At 70.3% G+C, this 19,402-nt stretch carries 18 protein-coding genes, 1 rRNA gene, 1 pseudogene and 1 riboswitch; of the genes and pseudogenes, 13 read left to right on the top strand and 7 right to left on the bottom strand.

The window, feature by feature from the left end; genetic code table 11:
* The 11 genes from rrf to ACFY0P_RS47250 form a co-directional block, all read left to right on the top strand.
* Window positions 1–95: ribosomal RNA gene (rrf, locus tag ACFY0P_RS47300) — 5S ribosomal RNA — on the top strand; the annotation flags it as partial.
* A gap of 112 nt (window positions 96–207) precedes the next feature.
* A complete protein-coding gene (locus ACFY0P_RS47295) occupies window positions 208–816 on the top strand; it encodes a CDP-alcohol phosphatidyltransferase family protein (RefSeq protein ID WP_388928677.1) in 609 nt (202 codons plus the stop codon).
* Window positions 817–943: 127 nt separating this feature from the next.
* The gene (locus tag ACFY0P_RS47290) at window positions 944–3,439 is read left to right on the top strand and encodes a mannose-1-phosphate guanyltransferase (RefSeq protein ID WP_351961188.1); all 2,496 of its coding nucleotides are present in this window, start codon (window positions 944–946) and stop codon (window positions 3,437–3,439) included.
* Window positions 3,440–3,546: 107 nt separating this feature from the next.
* Window positions 3,547–4,458: a DUF881 domain-containing protein gene (locus tag ACFY0P_RS47285; RefSeq protein WP_388928675.1), complete on the top strand. Its 912-nt coding sequence runs from the start codon at window positions 3,547–3,549 to the stop codon at window positions 4,456–4,458.
* The gene (locus ACFY0P_RS47280) at window positions 4,455–4,787 is read left to right on the top strand and encodes a small basic family protein (RefSeq protein ID WP_046727248.1); all 333 of its coding nucleotides are present in this window, start codon (window positions 4,455–4,457) and stop codon (window positions 4,785–4,787) included. Before ACFY0P_RS47285 ends, ACFY0P_RS47280 begins: the two co-directional genes overlap by 4 nt.
* A 5-nt stretch (window positions 4,788–4,792) precedes the next feature.
* Window positions 4,793–5,629: a DUF881 domain-containing protein gene (locus tag ACFY0P_RS47275; protein WP_388928685.1), complete on the top strand. Its 837-nt coding sequence runs from the start codon at window positions 4,793–4,795 to the stop codon at window positions 5,627–5,629.
* A gap of 190 nt (window positions 5,630–5,819) precedes the next feature.
* Window positions 5,820–6,650, top strand: coding sequence for an FHA domain-containing protein (locus tag ACFY0P_RS47270; RefSeq protein ID WP_355714625.1), 831 nt, complete (start codon window positions 5,820–5,822; stop codon window positions 6,648–6,650).
* 41 nt (window positions 6,651–6,691) lie between these two features.
* Window positions 6,692–7,429 (top strand): MerR family transcriptional regulator, encoded by a 738-nt coding sequence (locus ACFY0P_RS47265; protein WP_388928673.1) that lies wholly within the window; start codon window positions 6,692–6,694, stop codon window positions 7,427–7,429.
* Window positions 7,430–7,520: 91 nt separating this feature from the next.
* Window positions 7,521–7,994, top strand: a complete 474-nt coding sequence (locus tag ACFY0P_RS47260) for a bifunctional nuclease family protein (protein WP_026253112.1) — start codon at window positions 7,521–7,523, stop codon at window positions 7,992–7,994.
* Window positions 7,995–8,261: 267 nt separating this feature from the next.
* Window positions 8,262–8,906, top strand: a complete 645-nt coding sequence (locus ACFY0P_RS47255; RefSeq protein ID WP_388928671.1) for a MerR family transcriptional regulator — start codon at window positions 8,262–8,264, stop codon at window positions 8,904–8,906.
* A gap of 92 nt (window positions 8,907–8,998) precedes the next feature.
* Complete coding sequence (locus ACFY0P_RS47250; RefSeq protein WP_388928669.1) at window positions 8,999–10,366, top strand: DNA polymerase IV; 1,368 nt, start codon at window positions 8,999–9,001, stop codon at window positions 10,364–10,366.
* Between the two features lie 345 nt (window positions 10,367–10,711).
* Here ACFY0P_RS47250 and ACFY0P_RS47245 read toward each other — a convergent pair whose 3' ends face one another.
* A complete protein-coding gene (locus ACFY0P_RS47245; RefSeq protein ID WP_388928667.1) occupies window positions 10,712–11,092 on the bottom strand; it encodes a PRC-barrel domain-containing protein in 381 nt (126 codons plus the stop codon).
* A gap of 114 nt (window positions 11,093–11,206) precedes the next feature.
* A riboswitch (glycine riboswitch) is annotated at window positions 11,207–11,300 on the top strand.
* Window positions 11,301–11,477: 177 nt separating this feature from the next.
* Here ACFY0P_RS47245 and gcvP point away from each other — a divergent pair.
* The gene (gene gcvP, locus ACFY0P_RS47240; RefSeq protein ID WP_388928665.1) at window positions 11,478–14,363 is read left to right on the top strand and encodes an aminomethyl-transferring glycine dehydrogenase; all 2,886 of its coding nucleotides are present in this window, start codon (window positions 11,478–11,480) and stop codon (window positions 14,361–14,363) included.
* Between the two features lie 46 nt (window positions 14,364–14,409).
* On the opposite strand, the gene ACFY0P_RS47235 is transcribed toward gcvP, so the two are convergent.
* From ACFY0P_RS47235 to modA, 3 genes are read right to left on the bottom strand one after another with little or no spacing between them, the layout of a single operon-like run.
* A complete protein-coding gene (locus tag ACFY0P_RS47235) occupies window positions 14,410–15,732 on the bottom strand; it encodes an ABC transporter ATP-binding protein (RefSeq protein WP_388928663.1) in 1,323 nt (440 codons plus the stop codon).
* 25 nt (window positions 15,733–15,757) lie between these two features.
* Window positions 15,758–16,606 (bottom strand): molybdate ABC transporter permease subunit, encoded by an 849-nt coding sequence (modB, locus tag ACFY0P_RS47230; RefSeq protein ID WP_388928661.1) that lies wholly within the window; start codon window positions 16,604–16,606, stop codon window positions 15,758–15,760.
* A complete protein-coding gene (modA, locus tag ACFY0P_RS47225; RefSeq protein WP_388928659.1) occupies window positions 16,603–17,427 on the bottom strand; it encodes a molybdate ABC transporter substrate-binding protein in 825 nt (274 codons plus the stop codon). Before modA ends, modB begins: the two co-directional genes overlap by 4 nt.
* 207 nt (window positions 17,428–17,634) lie before the next feature.
* On the opposite strand from modA, the gene ACFY0P_RS47220 reads away from it, so the two are divergent.
* Window positions 17,635–18,123, top strand: a complete 489-nt coding sequence (locus ACFY0P_RS47220) for a molybdopterin-dependent oxidoreductase (RefSeq protein ID WP_388928657.1) — start codon at window positions 17,635–17,637, stop codon at window positions 18,121–18,123.
* Here the strand turns inward: ACFY0P_RS47220 and ACFY0P_RS47215 are convergent.
* The 3 genes and pseudogenes from ACFY0P_RS47215 to ACFY0P_RS47205 all read right to left on the bottom strand — a co-directional run.
* Window positions 18,038–18,292: pseudogene (locus ACFY0P_RS47215) on the bottom strand (molybdopterin cofactor-binding domain-containing protein); the annotation flags it as partial. The gene ACFY0P_RS47220 and the pseudogene ACFY0P_RS47215 overlap by 86 nt on opposite strands.
* A 41-nt stretch (window positions 18,293–18,333) precedes the next feature.
* Window positions 18,334–18,729, bottom strand: coding sequence for a molybdopterin-binding protein (locus ACFY0P_RS47210; RefSeq protein WP_388928655.1), 396 nt, complete (start codon window positions 18,727–18,729; stop codon window positions 18,334–18,336).
* Window positions 18,730–18,779: 50 nt separating this feature from the next.
* Complete coding sequence (locus ACFY0P_RS47205) at window positions 18,780–19,301, bottom strand: hypothetical protein (protein ID WP_388928653.1); 522 nt, start codon at window positions 19,299–19,301, stop codon at window positions 18,780–18,782.
* Between the last annotated feature and the right edge of the window lie 101 nt (window positions 19,302–19,402).

Here is a 19,402-nt window from a genome sequence, read left to right as displayed (position 1 = left end):
AAACGCCCGGTTACATTCCGAACCCGGAAGCTAAGCCTCACAGCGCCGATGGTACTGCAGGGGGGACCCTGTGGGAGAGTAGGACACCGCCGAACTCCTTTTAGAGCTCTGGCTCTTGGGCGACAAGCCCAAGAGCCAGAGCTTTTTTGCGTTGAGGTAGGGTCAGGGGGCAAAGTTGGCTCGTTTCCCACCACAGGAGGCCCCCGGGTGGAGGTCCAGGAGACGCGTGTCCAGACGGATCGCGTCCTCACCATCCCGAACATCCTCAGCATGGCGCGTCTGGTCGGCGTACCCGTCTTCCTGTGGTTGATCCTCAGGCCCGAGTTCGGCGGGCCCAAGAGTGACGGCTGGGCCCTGCTGGTGCTGCTCTTCAGCGGCGTCAGCGACTACCTGGACGGCAAGCTCGCCCGGCGCTGGAACCAGATCAGCAGCCTCGGCCGGCTGCTGGACCCGGCCGCGGACCGGCTCTACGTCCTGTCGACACTGCTGGGGCTCACCTGGCGCGAGATCCTGCCGCTCTGGCTGACGGCCGTGCTGCTGCTGCGTGAGCTGGTTCTGCTGGTGATGGTGGGCATCCTCCGCCGGCACGGCTATCCGCCGCCCCAGGTGAACTTCCTGGGCAAGGCCGCGACCTTCAATCTGATGTACGCGTTCCCGCTCCTGCTCCTCAGTGACGGAAGCGGCTGGATCTCGTCACTCGCTGCTATTTTCGGATGGGCGTTCGCAGGATGGGGTACAACGCTCTATTGGTGGGCAGGAGTGCTCTACATGGTGCAAGTCCGCCGCCTCGTCCGCGCGGACGCCACAGCCGACTGAGCCCGGCGATTGTCCGGACGTAGTCGCCCCTCGATTGCTCTCGATGGCCCGCGGCGGAAAAGTGCGGGACAATCTGGACGGGTGAAGTCGGCTAGACCGTCATCTCTTAGAGGAGGACGCTTCCGACATGAAGGCCGTCGTGATGGCCGGTGGTGAAGGCACACGCCTTCGCCCCATGACCTCCAGCATGCCCAAGCCACTCCTTCCGGTCGTCAACCGACCGATCATGGAGCATGTGCTACGGCTGCTCAAAAGGCATGGGCTCACCGAGACCGTCGTCACTGTGCAGTTCCTGGCATCGCTGGTCAAGAACTACTTCGGGGACGGCGAGGAGCTCGGTATGGAGCTCACTTATGCCAACGAGGAGAAGCCACTCGGTACCGCCGGAAGCGTCAAGAACGCCGAAGAGGCGTTGAAGGACGATGCTTTCCTCGTCATCTCCGGCGATGCGCTGACCGACTTCGACCTCACCGAACTGATCAACTTCCACAAGGCAAAGGGCGCACTCGTCACGGTCTGTCTGACGCGTGTGCCCAATCCGCTGGAATTCGGCATCACCATCGTCGACGAAGAGGGCAAGGTCGAGCGCTTCCTTGAGAAGCCGACCTGGGGTCAGGTCTTCTCCGACACGGTGAACACGGGCATCTATGTCATGGAGCCCGAGGTTTTCGACTATGTCGAGGCCGACGTTCCCGTCGACTGGTCCGGCGATGTCTTCCCGCAGCTGATGAAGGAAGGCAAGCCGGTCTACGGCTATGTCGCCGAGGGCTACTGGGAGGACGTGGGCACCCACGAGTCGTACGTGAAGGCGCAGGCCGACGTCCTTGAGGGGAAGGTCGACGTCGACATCGACGGCTTCGAGATATCCCCGGGCGTATGGGTCGCCGAGGGTGCCGAGGTGCATGCGGATGCCGATCTGCGTGGGCCGTTGTACATCGGTGACTACGCCAAGGTCGAGGCCGGCGCGGAACTCCGGGAGCACACCGTCGTCGGATCCAACGTCGTTGTGAAAAGCGGCGCCTTCCTGCACCGAGCCGTCGTCCACGACAACGTGTACGTCGGGCAGCACAGCAATCTGCGGGGCTGTGTGGTCGGGAAGAACACCGACATCATGCGGGCCGCGCGGATCGAGGACGGGGCGGTCATCGGTGACGAGTGCCTGATCGGTGAAGAATCGATCGTTCAGGGCAATGTCCGGGTCTATCCCTTCAAGACCATCGAGGCCGGTGCCTTCGTCAACACCTCGGTGATCTGGGAGTCCCGGGGACAGGCTCACCTGTTCGGCGCCAGGGGCGTGTCCGGGATCCTGAACGTCGAGATCACGCCGGAACTGGCCGTACGGCTGGCCGGCGCGTATGCCACCACCCTGAAGAAGGGGTCCACCGTCACGACGGCCCGTGACCACTCCCGTGGTGCCCGTGCGCTCAAGCGGGCGGTGATCTCCGCGCTCCAGGCCAGTGCCATCGACGTACGCGACCTGGAGAACGTGCCGTTGCCCGTGGCGCGGCAGCAGACCGGGCGGGGCAGTGCCGGCGGCATCATGATCCGGACCTCGCCCGGGGTGCCGGACTCTGTCGACATCATGTTCTTCGACGGGCAGGGCGCCGACCTGTCCCAGGCCAGCCAGCGCAAGCTGGACCGGATCTTCGCGCGGCAGGAGTACCGGCGCGCGTTCCCCGGTGAGATCGGTGACCTCTATTTCCCGGCCAGCGTCTTCGACTCGTACACCGGGTCGCTGCTGCGGAACGTCGACACGACCGGGGTCGCCGAATCCGGCCTCAAGGTCGTCGTGGACGCCTCCAACGGCAGCGCCGGGCTCGTGCTGCCGAGCCTGCTAGGCAAGCTCGGTGTGGACTCGTTGACCATCAACCCCGGCCTGAACGAGGCGAGGCCCACGGAGACCGCCGACCAGCGGCGGGCCGGGCTGGTGCGGCTCGGTGAGATCGTGGCGTCGTCCGGGGCCGCGTTCGGTGTGCGGTTCGACCCGGTCGGTGAGCGGCTGTCCCTGGTGGACGAGAAGGGCCGCATCATCGAGGACGACCGTGCGCTCCTGGTGATGCTCGACCTGGTCGCCGCCGAGCGGCGCAGCGGCCGTGTGGCGCTCCCGGTCACCACGACCCGGATCGCCGAGCAGGTGGCGGCGTACCACGGCACCCAGGTCGAGTGGACGACCACCTCTCCCGACGACCTCACGCGTGTGGGGCGCGAGGAAGGAACCATCTTCGGCGGTGACGGCAAGGGCGGGTTCATCGTTCCGGAGTTCAGCAGTGTCTACGACGGTACGGCCGCGTTCGTACGGCTGATCGGTCTGGTGGCGCGGACGCAGCTCACGCTGAGCCAGATCGACGCCCGGATCCCGAAGGCGCACGTCCTCAAGCGGGACCTGGCCACCCCGTGGGCTGTCAAGGGGCTGGTCATGCGGCGTGTCGTCGAGGCGGCCGGTGACCGGTTCGTCGACACGACCGACGGGGTGCGGGTCGTGGAGACCGACGGGCGCTGGGTGATGGTGCTGCCCGACCCGGCCGAGGCGGTCACCCATCTGTGGGCCGAAGGGCCCGACGACGCGTCCGCGCAGGCTCTGTTGGACGAGTGGTCGGCGACGGTGGACAGCGCCGGACGGTAAAAACCGCTGCACGCGTGCGTGCCGGACACGTGTCCCCACGGGGGCCGGTCCGGCACGCCGGTGGGGCCGTTCGGAGGTACTGGTCGCGACGTGCGACGATGTGCGGCATGCCGCAGCAACCCCCCGTTCGGAGCAGCGTCTCCCGGCCGTCGCGCCCGGACGCCTCCATGTCGTTGATCACCAACGTCATGGACCACAGCCTCGACGACGGGTATGCCGAGGCGGCCGCGCGGAAGCGGGCCCAGGGGGAGGACGGCGGCATGCCGAAGACCCTTCGGGCCAGGCTGGGCCTCGCCGGCGGTCTGGTGCTGGCGGCCCTCGTGGTGACCGTGGGGGCGGCGCAGGCGCGTGTGACGGCCCCCGTGGTGGCCAAGGAGCGCCAGGAGCTCATCGACCGGATCGACCGGGAGACGGCGGCCGCGGACAAGCTGGAGACCGATGTCGACAAGCTGCGGGACGACGTCAGCGCCCGTCAGCGCGCCGCTCTGAAGGAGAGCGGCGGCAGCGGGCAGGCGGACCTGGTGGATCTCCTGTCGGGCGCCACCGCCGTGCACGGCCCCGGCGTGAAGCTGGTGGTGAACGACGCCAAGGAGGCCTCGTCGGGCGGCGACGCCGACAATCCCCGGGAGACCTCCGGTTTCTCCGACACCGGCCGGGTGCGGGACCATGACATGCAGCGCGTCGTCAACGGGCTGTGGGCTTCGGGCGCCGAGGCGGTCTCGATCAACGGGCAGCGGCTGACGGCCCTGTCCGCGATCAGGGCCGCGGGGGACGCGATACTTGTCGACAACAGGCCGCTGGTGCCGCCGTACACGGTGCTGGCGGTGGGGGACGGGGAGAGGCTCGGCTCCAGGTTCCAGGACAGCCCCGACGGGCTGTACCTGCATGCGCTGGAGGAGAACTTCGACATCCGGGCGACGATCTCCACGGAGAGTGACGTCCGGTTGCCCGCCGCGCCCAGCGTGATCGTACGTACGGCGCAGCCGTACACCGAGAAGACTGAGAAGGGCACATCGTGATCGCCGTACTTGGCCTCGTCGTGGGCGTCGTGGCCGGACTGTTGGTCCGGCCTGAGGTTCCGGCGGTCGTCGAGCCGTATCTGCCGATCGCCGTCGTCGCGGCGCTCGACGCCGTCTTCGGCGGTCTGCGGGCCATGCTGGACGGGATCTTCGACGACAAGGTCTTCGTGGTGTCGTTCCTGTCCAACGTGGTGGTGGCCGCGCTGATCGTCTTCCTCGGCGACAAGCTGGGTGTGGGTTCGCAGCTGTCCACGGGGGTCGTGGTGGTCCTCGGTATCCGTATCTTCTCCAACGCCGCGGCGATCCGGCGGCACGTCTTCCGGGCGTGAGCGGCATGGGCGAGCACGAGAAGGAGCCGGAGCACCGGCTGCGCAGGGAACTCCCGGCCGAGGTGCCCGCCGCGGGGCCGGACGCCGAGTCCGCCGTCGCGCCGGAGCCGGAGGCCAAGGTGACCGGCCGCGAGAGGCTGGTGCAGGGGCTGTGGCCGCCACGCGTGAGCAGGGCCCAACTGATCGTCGCCGTGCTGCTGTTCGGGCTCGGATTCGGGCTCGCCGTGCAGGTGGCGTCGAACAGCGACAGCGACAGCGCGTTGCGCGGGGCCCGGCAGGAAGATCTTGTCCGCATCCTCGATGAACTGGACGACCGTACTCAGCGTCTTGAGGACGAGAAGACAGGACTCGAGAAGCAGCGCCAGGAGTTGCAGAGCAGCTCCGACCAGGCGGCGGAGGCCCGCAAGCAGACGGCCGAGAAGGAGCGGCAACTCGGTATTCTCGCGGGCACCGTGGCGGCTCAGGGCCCTGGCATCACGATGACGGTCGACGATCCGAAGGGGACGGTGCAGGCGGACATGCTGCTCGACGCGATCCAGGAGCTGCGCGCGGCCGGTGCGGAGGCGATCCAGGTCAACGGGGTCCGGGTGATCGCCGGCACCTACCTCACCGACTCCGGGAAGAGCGTGAGCGTCGACGGGAACAAGATCACCCAGCCCTTCGTTTTCAAGGTGATCGGCAAGCCGCAGGACCTCGAACCGGCCCTCAACATCCCCGGAGGCGTGGTGCAGACCCTCGAGAAGGAACAGGCGACTGTGACCGTCGAGCGATCCACCAAGATCGTCGTGGATGCCTTGCGACCGGCCAAGCAGCCTGACTACGCTCGGTCGTCCTCACAGTGAACCGGCGGTGCATGGCGGACATCCGGCGAGGGCATGAGGATGCGGGGGGTCGGCGCACCGGGGAACCGGTGCGTGGTGGAAACTGTCTGGTGGATACGGACGTTGTGTGGTTGTCCGGGTCGGCCGGTTTATTCAGTCAGGGTTCGTCCTGCCCCACGGGCGGGTCTGTTTCGGTCAAGGGGAATCGCCCGTGAAGTTGTTTGCGAAGTTGTTCGGCAAGAGCGCGCGAGAGGGTAGCGACAACGCGACCGCTCGCCATCGGGCGCAGCCCGACGCGGAGGGCCAGCGCCCGCTGTTCCGGGACCAGGTGGCTGGTCCGGGGGGTGACATTTCGGGAGGTCAGGGCGCGCCGTCAGTTGACCCGTCCCAGTCCGGCGGCATAGGTTTCGGGCAACCGTCAACCTCAGGTGCGGGTGGAGGGTTCGCCTCCGGCCCGTACGCGTCCAACGCCCCGGCGGGGCAGCCGCGGCAGGAGGATCCGTCCATGTCGGCCCTGGTTTGTACGAGGTGCGGTAACCGCAACGCGGAGAACGCCCGCTTCTGTTCCAACTGCGGAGCCCCGCTGCGCGCGGGCGCCGTCCCCGAGCGTGCGTCGGAGACGACGTCCACGATCTCGATCTCCGGTCTAGAGGCCTACGACGCCGAGGTCACCGGCCAGACCCAGATGCCGTCGCTCTCTCCCGAGGCGCAGGCGGCGGTCGACGCGCTGCCGCTCGGCTCCGCGCTGCTGGTCGTCCGTCGAGGCCCCAACTCGGGCAGCCGGTTCCTGCTGGACAGCGACCTGACCACGGCCGGCCGTCACCCGCAGAGCGACATCTTCCTGGACGACGTGACGGTCTCGCGTCGGCACGTGGAGTTCCGCCGCCAGCCGGACGGTTCGTTCACGGTGGCCGACGTCGGCAGCCTCAACGGCACGTACGTCAACCGGGAGCGCATCGACCAGGTCGCTCTGTCGAACGGTGACGAGGTCCAGATCGGCAAGTACCGGCTGGTCTTCTACGCGAGCCGGCAGGGCATCTGACCCTCCGGAGCTCGCCTGGAGGACTCCAGGGAAGAAGGTCCATGCTGCACACACCGAGCGGCGGTACCGGTCACGGCACCGCCGCCACGGAACCCGGGCTGATGAGCATCGGCACGGTGCTGAACGTGCTGCGCGACGAGTTCCCCGAAGTCACCATCTCCAAGATCCGTTTCCTGGAATCGGAGGGGCTCATCGAGCCGCGCCGTACCCCTTCCGGGTATCGGAAGTTCAGTGCCGCGGACGTGGAGCGCCTCGGCCACGTCCTGCGGATGCAGCGGGACCACTATCTGCCGCTCAAGGTCATCCGGGAGTACCTGGACGCCATGGAGCGCGGCGAGGCGGTACAGCTGCCCGTGCTGGGGCGGCAGCGGGACGGCGAGGCGGTGCCGACGGCTCCCGAGGCGCCCACGGTGGCGCGGATCGGCCGGGACGAGCTGCTCGCGGCCGCCGACATCGACGAGAACTGCCTCGCCGAGTGGGAGTCGTACGGACTGATCGCTCCGCTGGAGGACGGCGTGTACGACGCCGAGACGGTCACCGTGGCCTCGCTCGTGGCCGAGCTGGGCCGGTTCGGGATCGAGCCGCGCCATCTGCGGGTGATGAAGGCCGCCGCCGACCGGGAGGCCGGCCTGGTGGACCAGGTGGTGGCGCCGCTCAAGCGGCACCGCAACCCGCAGACCAGGGCCCATGCGGAGGCCCGTACGAAGGAGCTGGCCGCGCTCACGGTGAAGCTGCACTCCGCGCTGGTGCAGACCGCGCTCGGGGTACGGCTGCCGTGAGTACCACGACAGGACCCGCGCCGAGGCCGGATCGGGCGCGCGTTCCCGGCCCGACTACCCAAACGTCCCGGGCACGGCCTAGGGTTGCTGTGTGAACGAGCTCGATGTCGTAGGTGTCCGGGTGGAAATGCCCTCCAACCAACCGATCGTGCTCCTGCGCGAAGTGGGAGGCGACCGTTACCTCCCCATCTGGATCGGGCCGGGGGAGGCGACGGCGATCGCGTTCGCCCAGCAGGGCATGGCGCCTGCCAGGCCGCTGACCCACGACCTGTTCAAGGACGTGCTGGAAGCCGTCGGCCAGGAGCTCACCGAAGTGCGCATCACGGACCTGCGTGAGGGCGTCTTCTACGCGGAGCTGGTCTTCGCCAGCGGGGTCGAGGTGAGCGCCCGTCCGTCCGACGCCATAGCGCTGGCGCTGCGCACCGGAACGCCGATCTACGGCAGTGACACGGTGCTGGACGACGCGGGCATCGCGATCCCGGACGAGCAGGAGGACGAGGTGGAGAAGTTCCGCGAGTTCCTCGACCAGATCTCGCCCGAGGACTTCGGCACCAGCAGCCAGTGAGGGACCAGAGCGGCCCGTCACCCACCGGAAGGTCGGTGATGGGCCGGTTTGCAGCTGGTCACGGCCGAAACTCATGGGCAATTGCCAGCGGCCATTGAGAGCGTCCTACGGCTTCCTGCCAGAGCATTCGGCTAGCCTTTCCCCGCGGTGGGGCACGGGAAACCACTCCTAGGGTGATTATCACTCGGCGTGCCGAGTGTGGCGATCGTTGACGCACCCCTGGTGACTGCCTACCGTCGAGAAGGCAGGTCAAGGACGGAGGTCGGCGTGAGAAGCAGCGGCGACGGTTTGGCTGGGGGTGCCCCCGGACGCGGTTTCGGGGAGAGCGGTCCGTCCCCGCTTCACAGCAGCACTGCCGGTCACGCTCCGCAGCGGCCGACCGCAGTGCCGAGCGGCGGAGGGGCGGCGTCCATGGCCACCGAGGAGATCGGCTACCGCGGGCCCACGGCCTGTGCGGCGGCCGGCATCACCTACCGGCAGCTCGACTACTGGGCCCGCACCGGCCTGGTCGAGCCCAGCGTGCGGCCCGCCTACGGGTCGGGCACCCAGCGTCTGTACAGCTTCCGGGACGTCGTCGTCCTGAAGATCGTCAAGCGGTTCCTGGACACCGGGGTCTCTCTCCAGAACATCCGCACCGCCGTCCAGCATCTGAGGGAACGCGGTTTCCGTGACCTGGAGCGCATGACCCTGATGAGTGACGGCGCCACGGTCTACGAGTGCACCTCGCCCGACGAGGTCCACGCCCTGCTCCAGGGCGGTCAGGGCATCTTCGGGATCGCGGTCGGCGTGGTGTGGCGGGACGTGGAGAGCGCGCTCTCCCAGCTGCACGGCGAGCGGGTCGACACCGGGGAGACGCTCGTCGGCCACAACCCCGCCGACGAACTGGCCCGGCGGCGCAACCGGGCGGTCTGAAAGCCTGGCCCGAGGGCCCCTGGACTTCTTCCGATGCCCCGGCACGGGTCCGTGCCGGGGCATTGTCAGTGGTGTGGTGCAGCATCGGAGATGTGAGAGACGCGCCCACGATCCTGCATCTCGACATGGATGCCTTCTTCGCCTCGGTGGAGCAGGCGTCCAAGCCGAGCCTGCGCGGGAAGGCGGTGGTCGTGGGCGGGCTCGGACCGCGCGGTGTGGTGGCCACCGCGTCGTACGAGGCCCGCGTGTTCGGGGTGCACTCCGCGATGCCGATGGGGCAGGCACGGCGGCTGGCGCCGAACGCCGCGTATCTGGTGCCGCGCTTCGGGCTGTACCGGTCGATCAGTGAGCAGGTGATGGGGCTGCTGCGGGGGCTCTCGCCGCTGGTGGAGCCGCTCAGCCTGGACGAGGCGTTCGTGGATCTGGAGGCCGGTGAGGTGGCCTGGGACGCGGCGTCGGCGCGGCTGGTGGGGGAGAGGCTGCGCGCGGACATACGGGCCGTCACGGGGCTCTCCGGGTCCGTCGGGCTCGCCGCCTCAAAGATGCTCGCGAAGATCGCCTCCGAGCAGGCCAAGCCGGACGGGCTGGTGCTGATCGAGCCGGGTACGGAGCGGGCGATGCTGGGGCCGATGACGGTGCGGACCCTGCCGGGGGTGGGGCCGGCGACGGGGGACCATCTGCGGCGGGCCGGGATCACCACGGTCGCCGAGATCGCCGAGGCGGGGGAGGACGAGCTGGTACGGCTGCTCGGCAAGGCTCACGGGCACGCGCTGTACGCGATGGCGCTCGCGCACGACGAGCGGCCCGTGGTCGCCGAGCGGGAGACGAAGTCGGTGTCGGTCGAGGACACCTACGACGTGGACATCCACGACCGGCTGCGGGTGGGCCTCGAGGTGCAGCGGCTGGCCGACCGGTGCGTGCGGCGGCTGCGCGGGGCCGGACTGTCGGGGCGGACCATCGTGCTGAAGGTGCGGCGGTACGACTTCTCGACGCTCACCCGGTCCGAGACGCTCAGAGGGCCGACCGACGACCCGGCGGTGGTGCGGGAGGCGGCCGCGCGGTTGCTGGACTCGGTGGACACGACCGGGGGTGTGCGACTGCTGGGGGTGGGGGTCTCGGGGCTGGCCGACTACACGCAGGAGGACCTGTTCGCGCAGGCGGCGGCGGGGGCGGAGGGGGCGGCCGAGTCTTCGGCGGAGGAGGACGTCGCGGAGCCGGTCGCCGAGCAGGAGGCGGTCGCCGAGCGGCGGTGGCCCGCGGGGCACGATGTGCGGCACGCCGAGTACGGACACGGATGGGTGCAGGGGAGTGGGCTGGGGCGGGTGACGGTGCGGTTCGAGACGCCGGGGGCGGCGGGGCCCGGGAGAGTGCGGACGTTTCGGGTCGACGACCCTGAGCTGGAGCCGGCTGATCCGTTGCCGCTGGTGCCGGGGATTTCGGTGGACGGGGTGCGCACGTGACCGTGGGCTGGGGCTGGGGCTGGGGTCGGGGTGGGGGTCGGGGTGGGGACGCTTACCGGCGCTGGCCGGGTGCCTCCCCCACGCTCGGCTTCGCTCGCGCGGGGGGACCCCCATCGCCCACCCGTGCCGCCTGGGGGCACCTCCCAGGCCCTTGAGGTACTGGGGGAGGCACGCCTGCCCGCGGCCGAGTAGCTGCGACGCTGCCCGGGGCGATGTGGGGCGCTGCCCAGCCGCGTCCCGTCACGGGCGCTGGGGGTACCCCCGGCCGAAGACTGGGGGAGGGACTGCGCGACCACCAGCCCCCACCCGCCCGCAGCCGAACCACGACCGCACCCGGCGTCGGCCTCACGCCCCCGCGTCCTCGGTTCCCGCCAGTTTGCCGAAGTCGTGGTCCGGATGGGCCCGCGGTGCGGCGGTCGTGTCCAGGCCGTAGTGGTGGTAGAGCTGGAGTTCCTGTTCCGGGGAGAGGTGGCGGCCCACGCCGAAGTCGGGGGCGTCTTTGATCAGGGCGCGGTCGAAGGGGACCTGCAGGGTGCCCTCGACCAGTTCGCTGGGCTCCAGGGGGACGAAGGCGTCCCGGGAGAACAGGCCGGTGCGTATGGCCGCCCACTCCGGCACGCCCGTCGCGTCGTCGAGGTACACCTCGTCGATCGTGCCGATCTTCGTGCCGTTGCGGTCGAACGCCTTGCGGCCGATCAGGTTGCGCGGATCGATGTCGGTCTGCACGGGCCCTCCACTTGGTCGCAACTCATCCGTAAGCACTACAAAAGAGCACATTCAAGGAGGCGGCCACTCGAAGGCCCGTGCGTTGCCCTCGCTGGTAGGCTGGCAGTCGGCTGCTGACCCCGTGCGGGAGAGTCCTTCGGGCAACCGGAGGCGCCGAAGGAGCAAATCCTCCCCGGAATCTCTCAGGCTCACGTACCGCACGGACGAGGTCACTCTGGAAAGCAGGGCGGACGTCGACGGCGTCCGCTCTCACCGACGGTGAAAGCCGGTGGTCCGCAAGGGCGCACTGGCGAAGCTCTCAGGTCAGATGACAGAGGGGGAGGCCGTCGGGGTACCCGTGCCGGGGTACCCCTCGAAGGTCGCGTCAGACCAGGAGGCCTCCGCAATGACCGCCCAGCGCATTCCGCTCTCCGATCTCGAGCAGGGTATTCCCTTCGAGCAGCGCCATATCGGCCCCGACCACGAGGCTCGGGCCAAGATGCTCGCCCAGGTCGGCTACGGCTCGCTGGACGAGCTGACCGCCGCCGCCGTGCCGGACGTGATCAAGAACGCCGACCGGCTCGAGCTGCCCGGCGCCCGGACCGAGGCCGAGGTGCTGGCCGAGCTGCGGTCGCTGGCCGACCGGAACCAGGTGCTCGACTCGATGATCGGCCTGGGGTACTACGGGACCTTCACGCCGCCCGTCATCCTGCGCAACGTGATGGAGAATCCCGCCTGGTACACGGCCTACACGCCGTACCAGCCGGAGATCTCCCAGGGCCGGCTGGAAGCGCTGCTGAACTTCCAGACCGTGGTCGCCGACCTCACCGGGCTGCCCACCTCCGGTGCCTCGCTGCTCGACGAGGGCACGGCCGCCGCCGAGGCCATGGCCCTGTCGCTGCGCATGGGCAAGAACAAGAAGGGCGTCTTCGTCGTCGACGCGGACGCGCTGCCGCAGACCATCGCCGTGATCCAGACCCGGGCCGAGCCGACGGGCGTGGAGGTCGTGGTCGCCGATCTCGCCGACGGTATTCCGGCGGACCTCGCCGGGCGTGAGATCAACGGCGTGCTGATCCAGTACCCGGGCGCCTCCGGTGCCGTACGCGACGTCAAGGCCGTCGTCGAGCAGGCGCACGAAGCCGGCGCGCTCGTCACCGTCGCCGCAGATCTGCTCGCACTGACCCTGCTGACCTCGCCCGGGGAGCTCGGGGCGGACATCGCCGTCGGCACCACCCAGCGGTTCGGTGTGCCGATGGGCTTCGGCGGGCCGCACGCCGGCTACATGGCGGTGCGCGAGAAGTTCGCGCGCAGCCTGCCCGGGCGGCTCGTGGGCGTCTCCGTGGACGCGGACGGGAACAAGGCGTACCGGCTGGCGCTGCAGACCCGTGAGCAGCACATCCGGCGGGAGAAGGCCACCAGCAACATCTGCACCGCGCAGGTGCTGCTCGCCGTGATGGCCGGCATGTACGCCGTCTACCACGGGCCCGAGGGCCTCAAGACCATCGCGCAGCGCACGCACCGCTACGCCACGATCCTCGCCGCGGGCCTCACGGCCGGCGGGGTCGAGATCGTCCACGCCGCCTACTTCGACACCCTCACCGCGCGCGTGCCCGGCAAGGCCGCCGAGATCGTCGCCGCCGCCCGCCAGGGCGGTGTCAACCTGCGGCTCGTCGACGCCGACCACGTCTCCATGGCCTGCGACGAGACCACCACCCGCGCCCAGCTGAGCGCCGTGTGGACGGCCTTCGGCGTCGAGGGCGACGTCGAGGAACTGGACGCCGTCACCGAGGACACGCTGCCCGAGGCGCTGCTGCGCGCCGACGGCTACCTCACCCACCCCGTCTTCCAGCAGCATCGCTCCGAGACCGCGATGCTCCGCTACCTGCGCAGGCTCGCCGACCGGGACTACGCGCTGGACCGCGGCATGATCCCGCTGGGCTCCTGCACCATGAAGCTCAACGCGACCACCGAGATGGAGCCGGTCACCTGGCCCGAGTTCGGCCAGCTGCACCCGTTCGCGCCCGCCGAGCAGGCGCAGGGCTACCTGACCCTGATCCGGGAGCTGGAGGAGCGGCTCGCCGAGGTCACCGGGTACGACAAGGTGTCGCTGCAGCCCAACGCCGGATCGCAGGGCGAGCTCGCCGGGCTGCTCGCCGTACGCGCGTACCACCGCGCCAACGGCGACGCGCAGCGGACCGTGTGCCTGATCCCGTCGTCCGCCCATGGGACCAATGCCGCGAGTGCCGTGATGGCGGGCATGAAGGTCGTCGTCGTGAAGACCGCCGAGGACGGCGAGATCGACGTCGCCGACCTGCGGGCGAAGATCGAGCAGCACCGTGACGAGCTCGCCGTGCTGATGATCACCTACCCGTCCACGCACGGGGTCTTCGAGGAGCACGTCGCCGACATCTGCGCGCAGGTGCACGAGGCCGGCGGCCAGGTGTACGTCGACGGTGCCAACCTCAACGCCCTGGTCGGGGTCGCCAAGCCGGGGCACTTCGGCGGCGACGTCTCCCACCTCAACCTGCACAAGACCTTCTGCATCCCGCACGGCGGCGGCGGTCCGGGTGTCGGTCCGGTTGCCGTACGGGCCCACCTGGCGCCGTACCTGCCGAACCACCCGCTGCAGCCCGCCGCCGGGCCGGAGACGGGCGTGGGGCCCATCTCGGCCGCGCCGTGGGGGTCCGCGGGGATCCTGCCGATCTCGTGGGCGTACGTCCGGCTCATGGGCGGCGAGGGGCTGAAGCGGGCCACGCAGGTGGCCGTGCTCAGCGCCAACTACGTCGCGAAGCGGCTGGAGCCGCACTTCCCCGTGCTCTACACCGGGCCCGGTGGGCTGGTCGCGCACGAGTGCATCATCGACCTGCGGCCGCTGACCAAGGCGACCGGAGTGAGCGTCGACGACGTCGCCAAGCGGCTCATCGACTACGGGTTCCACGCGCCGACGATGTCCTTCCCGGTGGCCGGCACGCTGATGATCGAGCCGACCGAGTCCGAGGACCTCGGCGAGCTGGACCGGTTCTGCGAGGCGATGATCGCCATCCGGGCGGAGATCGACAAGGTCGGGGCGGGGGAGTGGCCCGCCGACGACAACCCGCTGCGCGGCGCTCCGCACACCGCCGGCGCGCTGGGCGGCGAGTGGAAGCACGCGTACGGCCGGGAGGAGGCCGTCTTCCCCGCCGGGGTGTCCGCCGCCGACAAGTACTGGCCGCCGGTGCGCCGGATCGACCAGGCCTTCGGCGACCGGAACCTGGTGTGCTCCTGCCCGCCGCTGGACGCGTACGAGGACTGATGCACAGGGTGTGAGGGAGGCCCCGCTTCGGCGGGGCCTCCTGCTTTCACGCCGGGTAGGCGTGTGTCTGGGTCGCCTTCACCGTCGCCCAGACCGTGGCGCCCGGGTGCAGGTCCAGCTCTGCGGCGGCGACCGTGGTGAGGTCGGCGGCGAGGGCGAGTTCGCCGGTCAGGTCGGCGCGGATCTGGTCGCCGTGGGTCTCCAGGCCGGCGACCTCGCAGCGCCAGAGGTTGCGGGCGCTGGCGCCCGTGGGACGGTCCCGGAAGAGGGTGACGGCGCTCGGCGGGAACGCGACGAAGACGTCACCGGCGAGGACTTCGGTGGTGGTGATCGCGGGGCCCGCGGCGAGCTGGACCGTGTGGCCCTCGGCCCGGCCCCGGTAGAGGTTGAGGCCGACCAGGTGGGCGATGTAGTCGGTGCGGGGGTGGCGGGCGATGTCGGCGGGCGTGCCCTCCTGGACGACCCGGCCGTCCTCGATGACGATCAGGCGGTCGGCCAGCACCATGGCGTCCAGCGGATCGTGTGTGACCAGGACCGCGACCGCCTCGAACTCGGCCAGGTGGCGGCGGAGTTGGGACCGTACCTCCAGGCGGGTGCGGGCGTCGAGGGCGGCGAGGGGTTCGTCAAGGAGCAGCAGGCGGGGGCGGGTGGCCAGGGCGCGGGCCAGCGCGACGCGCTGGGCCTGGCCGCCGGAGAGGCGGCGGGGTTTGACGCCGGCGTGTTCGGCGAGGCCCATACGGTCCAGCCAGGCGGCCGCCTGGGTACGGGCCTCGGCCTTCGCCATGCCTTGGCAGCGGGGGCCGAAGGCGACGTTGTCGAGGGCCGTGAGGTGGGGGAAGAGGAGGTAGTCCTGGAAGACGACGCCCACCGGGCGGGATTCGGGGGGCGTGCGATTCAACTCCGTGCCGTCGAGGTGGAGGTGGCCGGTGGTGAGGGGGGTCAGGCCGGCGAGGGCGCGGAGGGCGGTGGTTTTGCCCGCGCCGTTGGGGCCGAGGAGGGCGACGACCTCGCCGGGGGCGGCTGTGAGGGTGATGTCCAGGTGGAAGGTGGAGCGGGTGACGACGAGGTGGGCGTGGAGGCCGTGCGTCGCCGAGTGCGGGTGGGTGGTTGGTACCCGGCCTTCGGCCGGATTGGGGTTCCCACCCGCACCACCCGTGCAGCTATCAGTGTCGGGTGCGGGTGGCCCCGGTGGGGGCTGAGCGCCGTCGGCGGCCGCGGGTGGGCCGTGGGGAGGCTGCGCGCTGTCGGCGGCCGCGAGGGGGCGGTGGGGATGCGGGCGTTCGTCGGCAGGCTGCGGGTTCTCGGCGGACCTTGATGGTCCGTGGGGTGGCAGTGCGTCGTCTGCTGCTGTGGGAGGTGAGTCGGTCATCGGGGCGTCGTCCAGCCGGTCGTCCTCATGAGGCCGTCATCCAACGATCCCGCAGCGCCGCCAGCACCGCGATCGACACCGCCAGCAGCACGAGGCTGAGCGCGATGGCCGCGTCGGGGTCGTTCTGCAGGGCGAGGTAGACGGCGAGCGGCATGGTCTGGGTGCGGCCGGGGAAGTTGCCGGCGAAGGTGATCGTCGCTCCGAACTCGCCGAGCGCGCGGGCCCAGGCCAGGACCGCGCCGGCCGCGATGCCGGGGGCGATGAGCGGGAGCGTGACCCGGCGGAACGCGGTGAAGCGGGAGGCGCCCAGGGTGGTGGCCGCCTCCTCGTAGCGGGGGTCGGCGGCGCGCAGCGTGCCCTCGACGCTGATCACCAGGAAGGGCATGGCGACGAAGGACTCGGCGACCACCACGCCCGCCGTGGTGAAGGGGAGGGTGACGCCGAACCAGGCGTCCAGCCACTGGCCGACCACCCCGTTGCGGCCGAGGGCGAGCAGCAGCGCCACACCGCCGACCACCGGGGGGAGGACGAGGGGGAGGGTGACCAGTGCGCGGACCAGACCCCGGCCGGGGAACTCCGTGCGGGCCAGCAGCCAGGCCAGGGGGACGCCCAGGACCAGGCTGACGGCCGTCGCCGCCGTGGCGCAGACCAGGGAGAGCTGGAGTGCCTGCCACACCTCCGTGCTGGTCAGCAGGGACGGCATGCTGCTCCAGGGGGCCCGCACCAGCAGGGCGACCAGCGGCAGGAGCAGGAAGACCAGAGCTACCGCTCCGGGGAGGAGGAGCGGTAGCGGCACGGCTGACCGAACGCGCCGGCGCCGCGGACCGCCCGTGAGGGTGCCGGCCACGACGCCGGACTCGTCGGCTTTCGTCACGGCTTGAGGAACCCGGCGTCGTTCAGCACCTGCTGGCCCTCGGCCGAGTGCACCAGGGCGATGAACGCCTTGGCCACCGTCGGGTTCTGGGCGTTCTTGAGGAGGGCGATCGGGTAGTCGTTGATCGCGTTGGCGGACTCGGGGAACTCCACGCCCTCGACCTTGCTGCCGGCGGCCTTCACGTCGGTCCTGTAGACGACCGCCGCGTCGGCCTCCTTCAGCACCACCTTGTTGAGGGCGGACTTCACGTCCTCCTCGTAGGAGACCGGGGTGAGCTTCAGCTTGCCGGCGTCCAGGGCCTTCTGCGCGGCGGCACCGCACGGCACCGTCTTGTCGCACAGCACGACCTTCAGCGAGGACTTGGTGAGATCCTTCAGGGAGGAGATCCTGTCGGGGTTGCCCGGCAGGGTGGCGATCTCCAGCTGGTTGCGGACGAAGGTGGCCGGGGTGGTGGCGGTGTCCTTCTTGTCCGTCACGATCGCCATGGTCTTGGGGCTCGCGGCGGCGAAGACGTCGGCCGGCGCACCGCTGGTGATCTGCGCGGCGAGGCTGTCACTGCCGCCGAAGCTGAAGTTGACCGTGGTGCCCGGGTGGGCCTTCTCGAAGTCGGCCTTCAGGGTCGTGAAGCTCTCCTGGAGCGAGGCCGCTGCGAACACGGTGATCGAGCCCGACAGCTTGGGCGTCGCCGACGACGTGTCCGACTTCGTCGTCGCGGACGAGTCGTCGTCGGAGGAGGAACAGGCGCTCAGGGCCAGCAGGGCGGCGACCGAGGCACCGGCCACCTGGAGCGTCCGCCGGGTCCGGCGCACGGAACGGGTCATCACGAGTGAACTCCTCTGAATTCTCTGAACAATCTGTCGCGCCCTGCCGCGACCTGTCTATCAGTCCGCGTGGTGATGATACTGCCGCAATTGCCAGCCGTAAGTCTTCTGTCACATCGCATGAGCTGCATACTTTCGGATTGGGGCTGGCATGTGCGTTTGTACGGTGACGCGCTGCGGGTACCGTCATCCGGGAGGTGGCCGCACATGACGCTCGCCGAACTCGTCCTCACCGGAGACCTCGCACGACCGGCCCGGCTGACCGTGGCCGACCTCCGTCGCTGGCCCCAGCACCGGGTGCGGGTCAGCTTCGAGTGCGTCACCAGCGGTGTCCAGCACCACGGCTTCACCGGCCCGCGGCTGTACGACGTCCTCACCGACGCCCAACCCGGATTCGACCCCGGCCGGCGCAAGGACCGGCTGCGCTTCCTGATCGCCGTCTCCGGCGCCGACGGGCACCACGCGCTGCTCTCCTGGGCCGAGATCGACCCCGATTTCGCCCACGCCCCGGTGCTGCTCGGCGTCGGCATCGACGACACCCCGCTCGACCGGGCGGGTCCGCAACTCGTCCTGCCGCAGGACCGTTGCGGGGCCCGGCACATCAGCGGCATCAGGGAGATACGGGTGGACGGCGCGTACGGCGGCTGGCATCCAGTGCCCGCCACACCCGGTCGCGCGTCAGCGGCAGCTCCGTGAACCGTACGCCCGTCGCGTCCAGCCGTACGTTCTCGAAGAGGGTCGCGCCGAGCGCCTGCGCCACCCCGCCCTCCACCTGACCGCGGCACTGCATCGGGTTCATCACCTTGCCCGCGTCGGCGGCGTGCACGCTGCGCAGGGTGCGGATCTCCCCGGTGCCGGGGTCCACGCGTGCAGCGCCGCGCTGCTGTGCGGCTGAGCGGCCGAGCGTCAGACGCGGTCGATGTGCACGTTAGTCGACTTCACCCGCGCGGTGGCCTCCATGCCGACCTCCAGGCCGAGTTCCTCGACCGCCTCCCGGGTCAGGAGGGAGACCAGCCGGTGCGGTCCGGCCTGGATCTCGACCTGGGCGGCGACGTCGCCGAGCTTGATCGCGGTGACGATGCCGGGGAAGGCGTTGCGGACCGAGGTGTAGGAGGCGTCCTCCTCGCCGGTGCCGGCCTTGGCCAGTTCGACGGAGAACGCGGCGAGGTCCGTACCGTCGATGAGCCGCCGGCCGCCCTCGTCCCGATGGGTGGCCATCCGGCCCGCGTCGGCCCAGCGGCGGGCGGTGTCCGGGCTGACGCCGAGCAGCCGTGCCGCCTGGCCGATCGTGTAGGAGGGCATGCGGTCACCATAGGGCCGGGTGGCGGGGTACGAGGACGTGGGGTGTCCGGTCAGGTGAGGCCGGACGCCTCGAGAACCGCGCGTGCGTTCGTGTCGTCGATCTCGTGGCCGAGCCGCGCCAGCACCTCGGTGCCCCGGCGCAGGGTGCCGCGCTCCAGCGAGCGGCGGACGCCGGTGTCCAGTTCGTGCCAGAGCAGGGGGTTGGCGTGCAGGACGCCCGGGTCGAGCTCCAGCCGGTTGCCGTGGGAGTCGCGCAGGACCAGGTGCGCGGCGACGTCCCCGTACTGGCCGACGTAGACGAGGGAGTCGGTGCGGACGGTACGGCGGCGGAACGGGCCGTGCACGGCCAGCCAGCCGGGGCCCGCCGTGACGCGGGCCGGCAGCAGCATGACCAGGATCGCGGCCGACAGGGTCATCCAGAGCAGGGCGCGGGCCGGGGTGAGGGTGCCGGCGTCCCAGTCCACCAGGAACGTCAGCCCGCCGAAGCCGAGGGCAGAGCCGACGGCCAGGTGTGCGCTGCCGCGCCAGGTGCGGTCACCGGTCGCCCGGCCGCTGCGTCTTCTGTCCTCCATGAGGCCGACGGTAGGGGCCGGTGGAGGCTCGGGGGCGAGCGCTGACAGGGTTCTTATGCGGACGGAGCGGTTCTTGACGGGATTCTTACGCCCTTGTCCCG

The organism is Streptomyces sp. NPDC001714 (assembly GCF_042892755.1).
Taxonomy (GTDB): Bacteria; Actinomycetota; Actinomycetes; order Streptomycetales; family Streptomycetaceae; genus Streptomyces.
The sequence above is the reverse complement of the archived record's forward strand: the minus strand, read 5'-3'. Positions and strand labels throughout refer to the sequence as shown.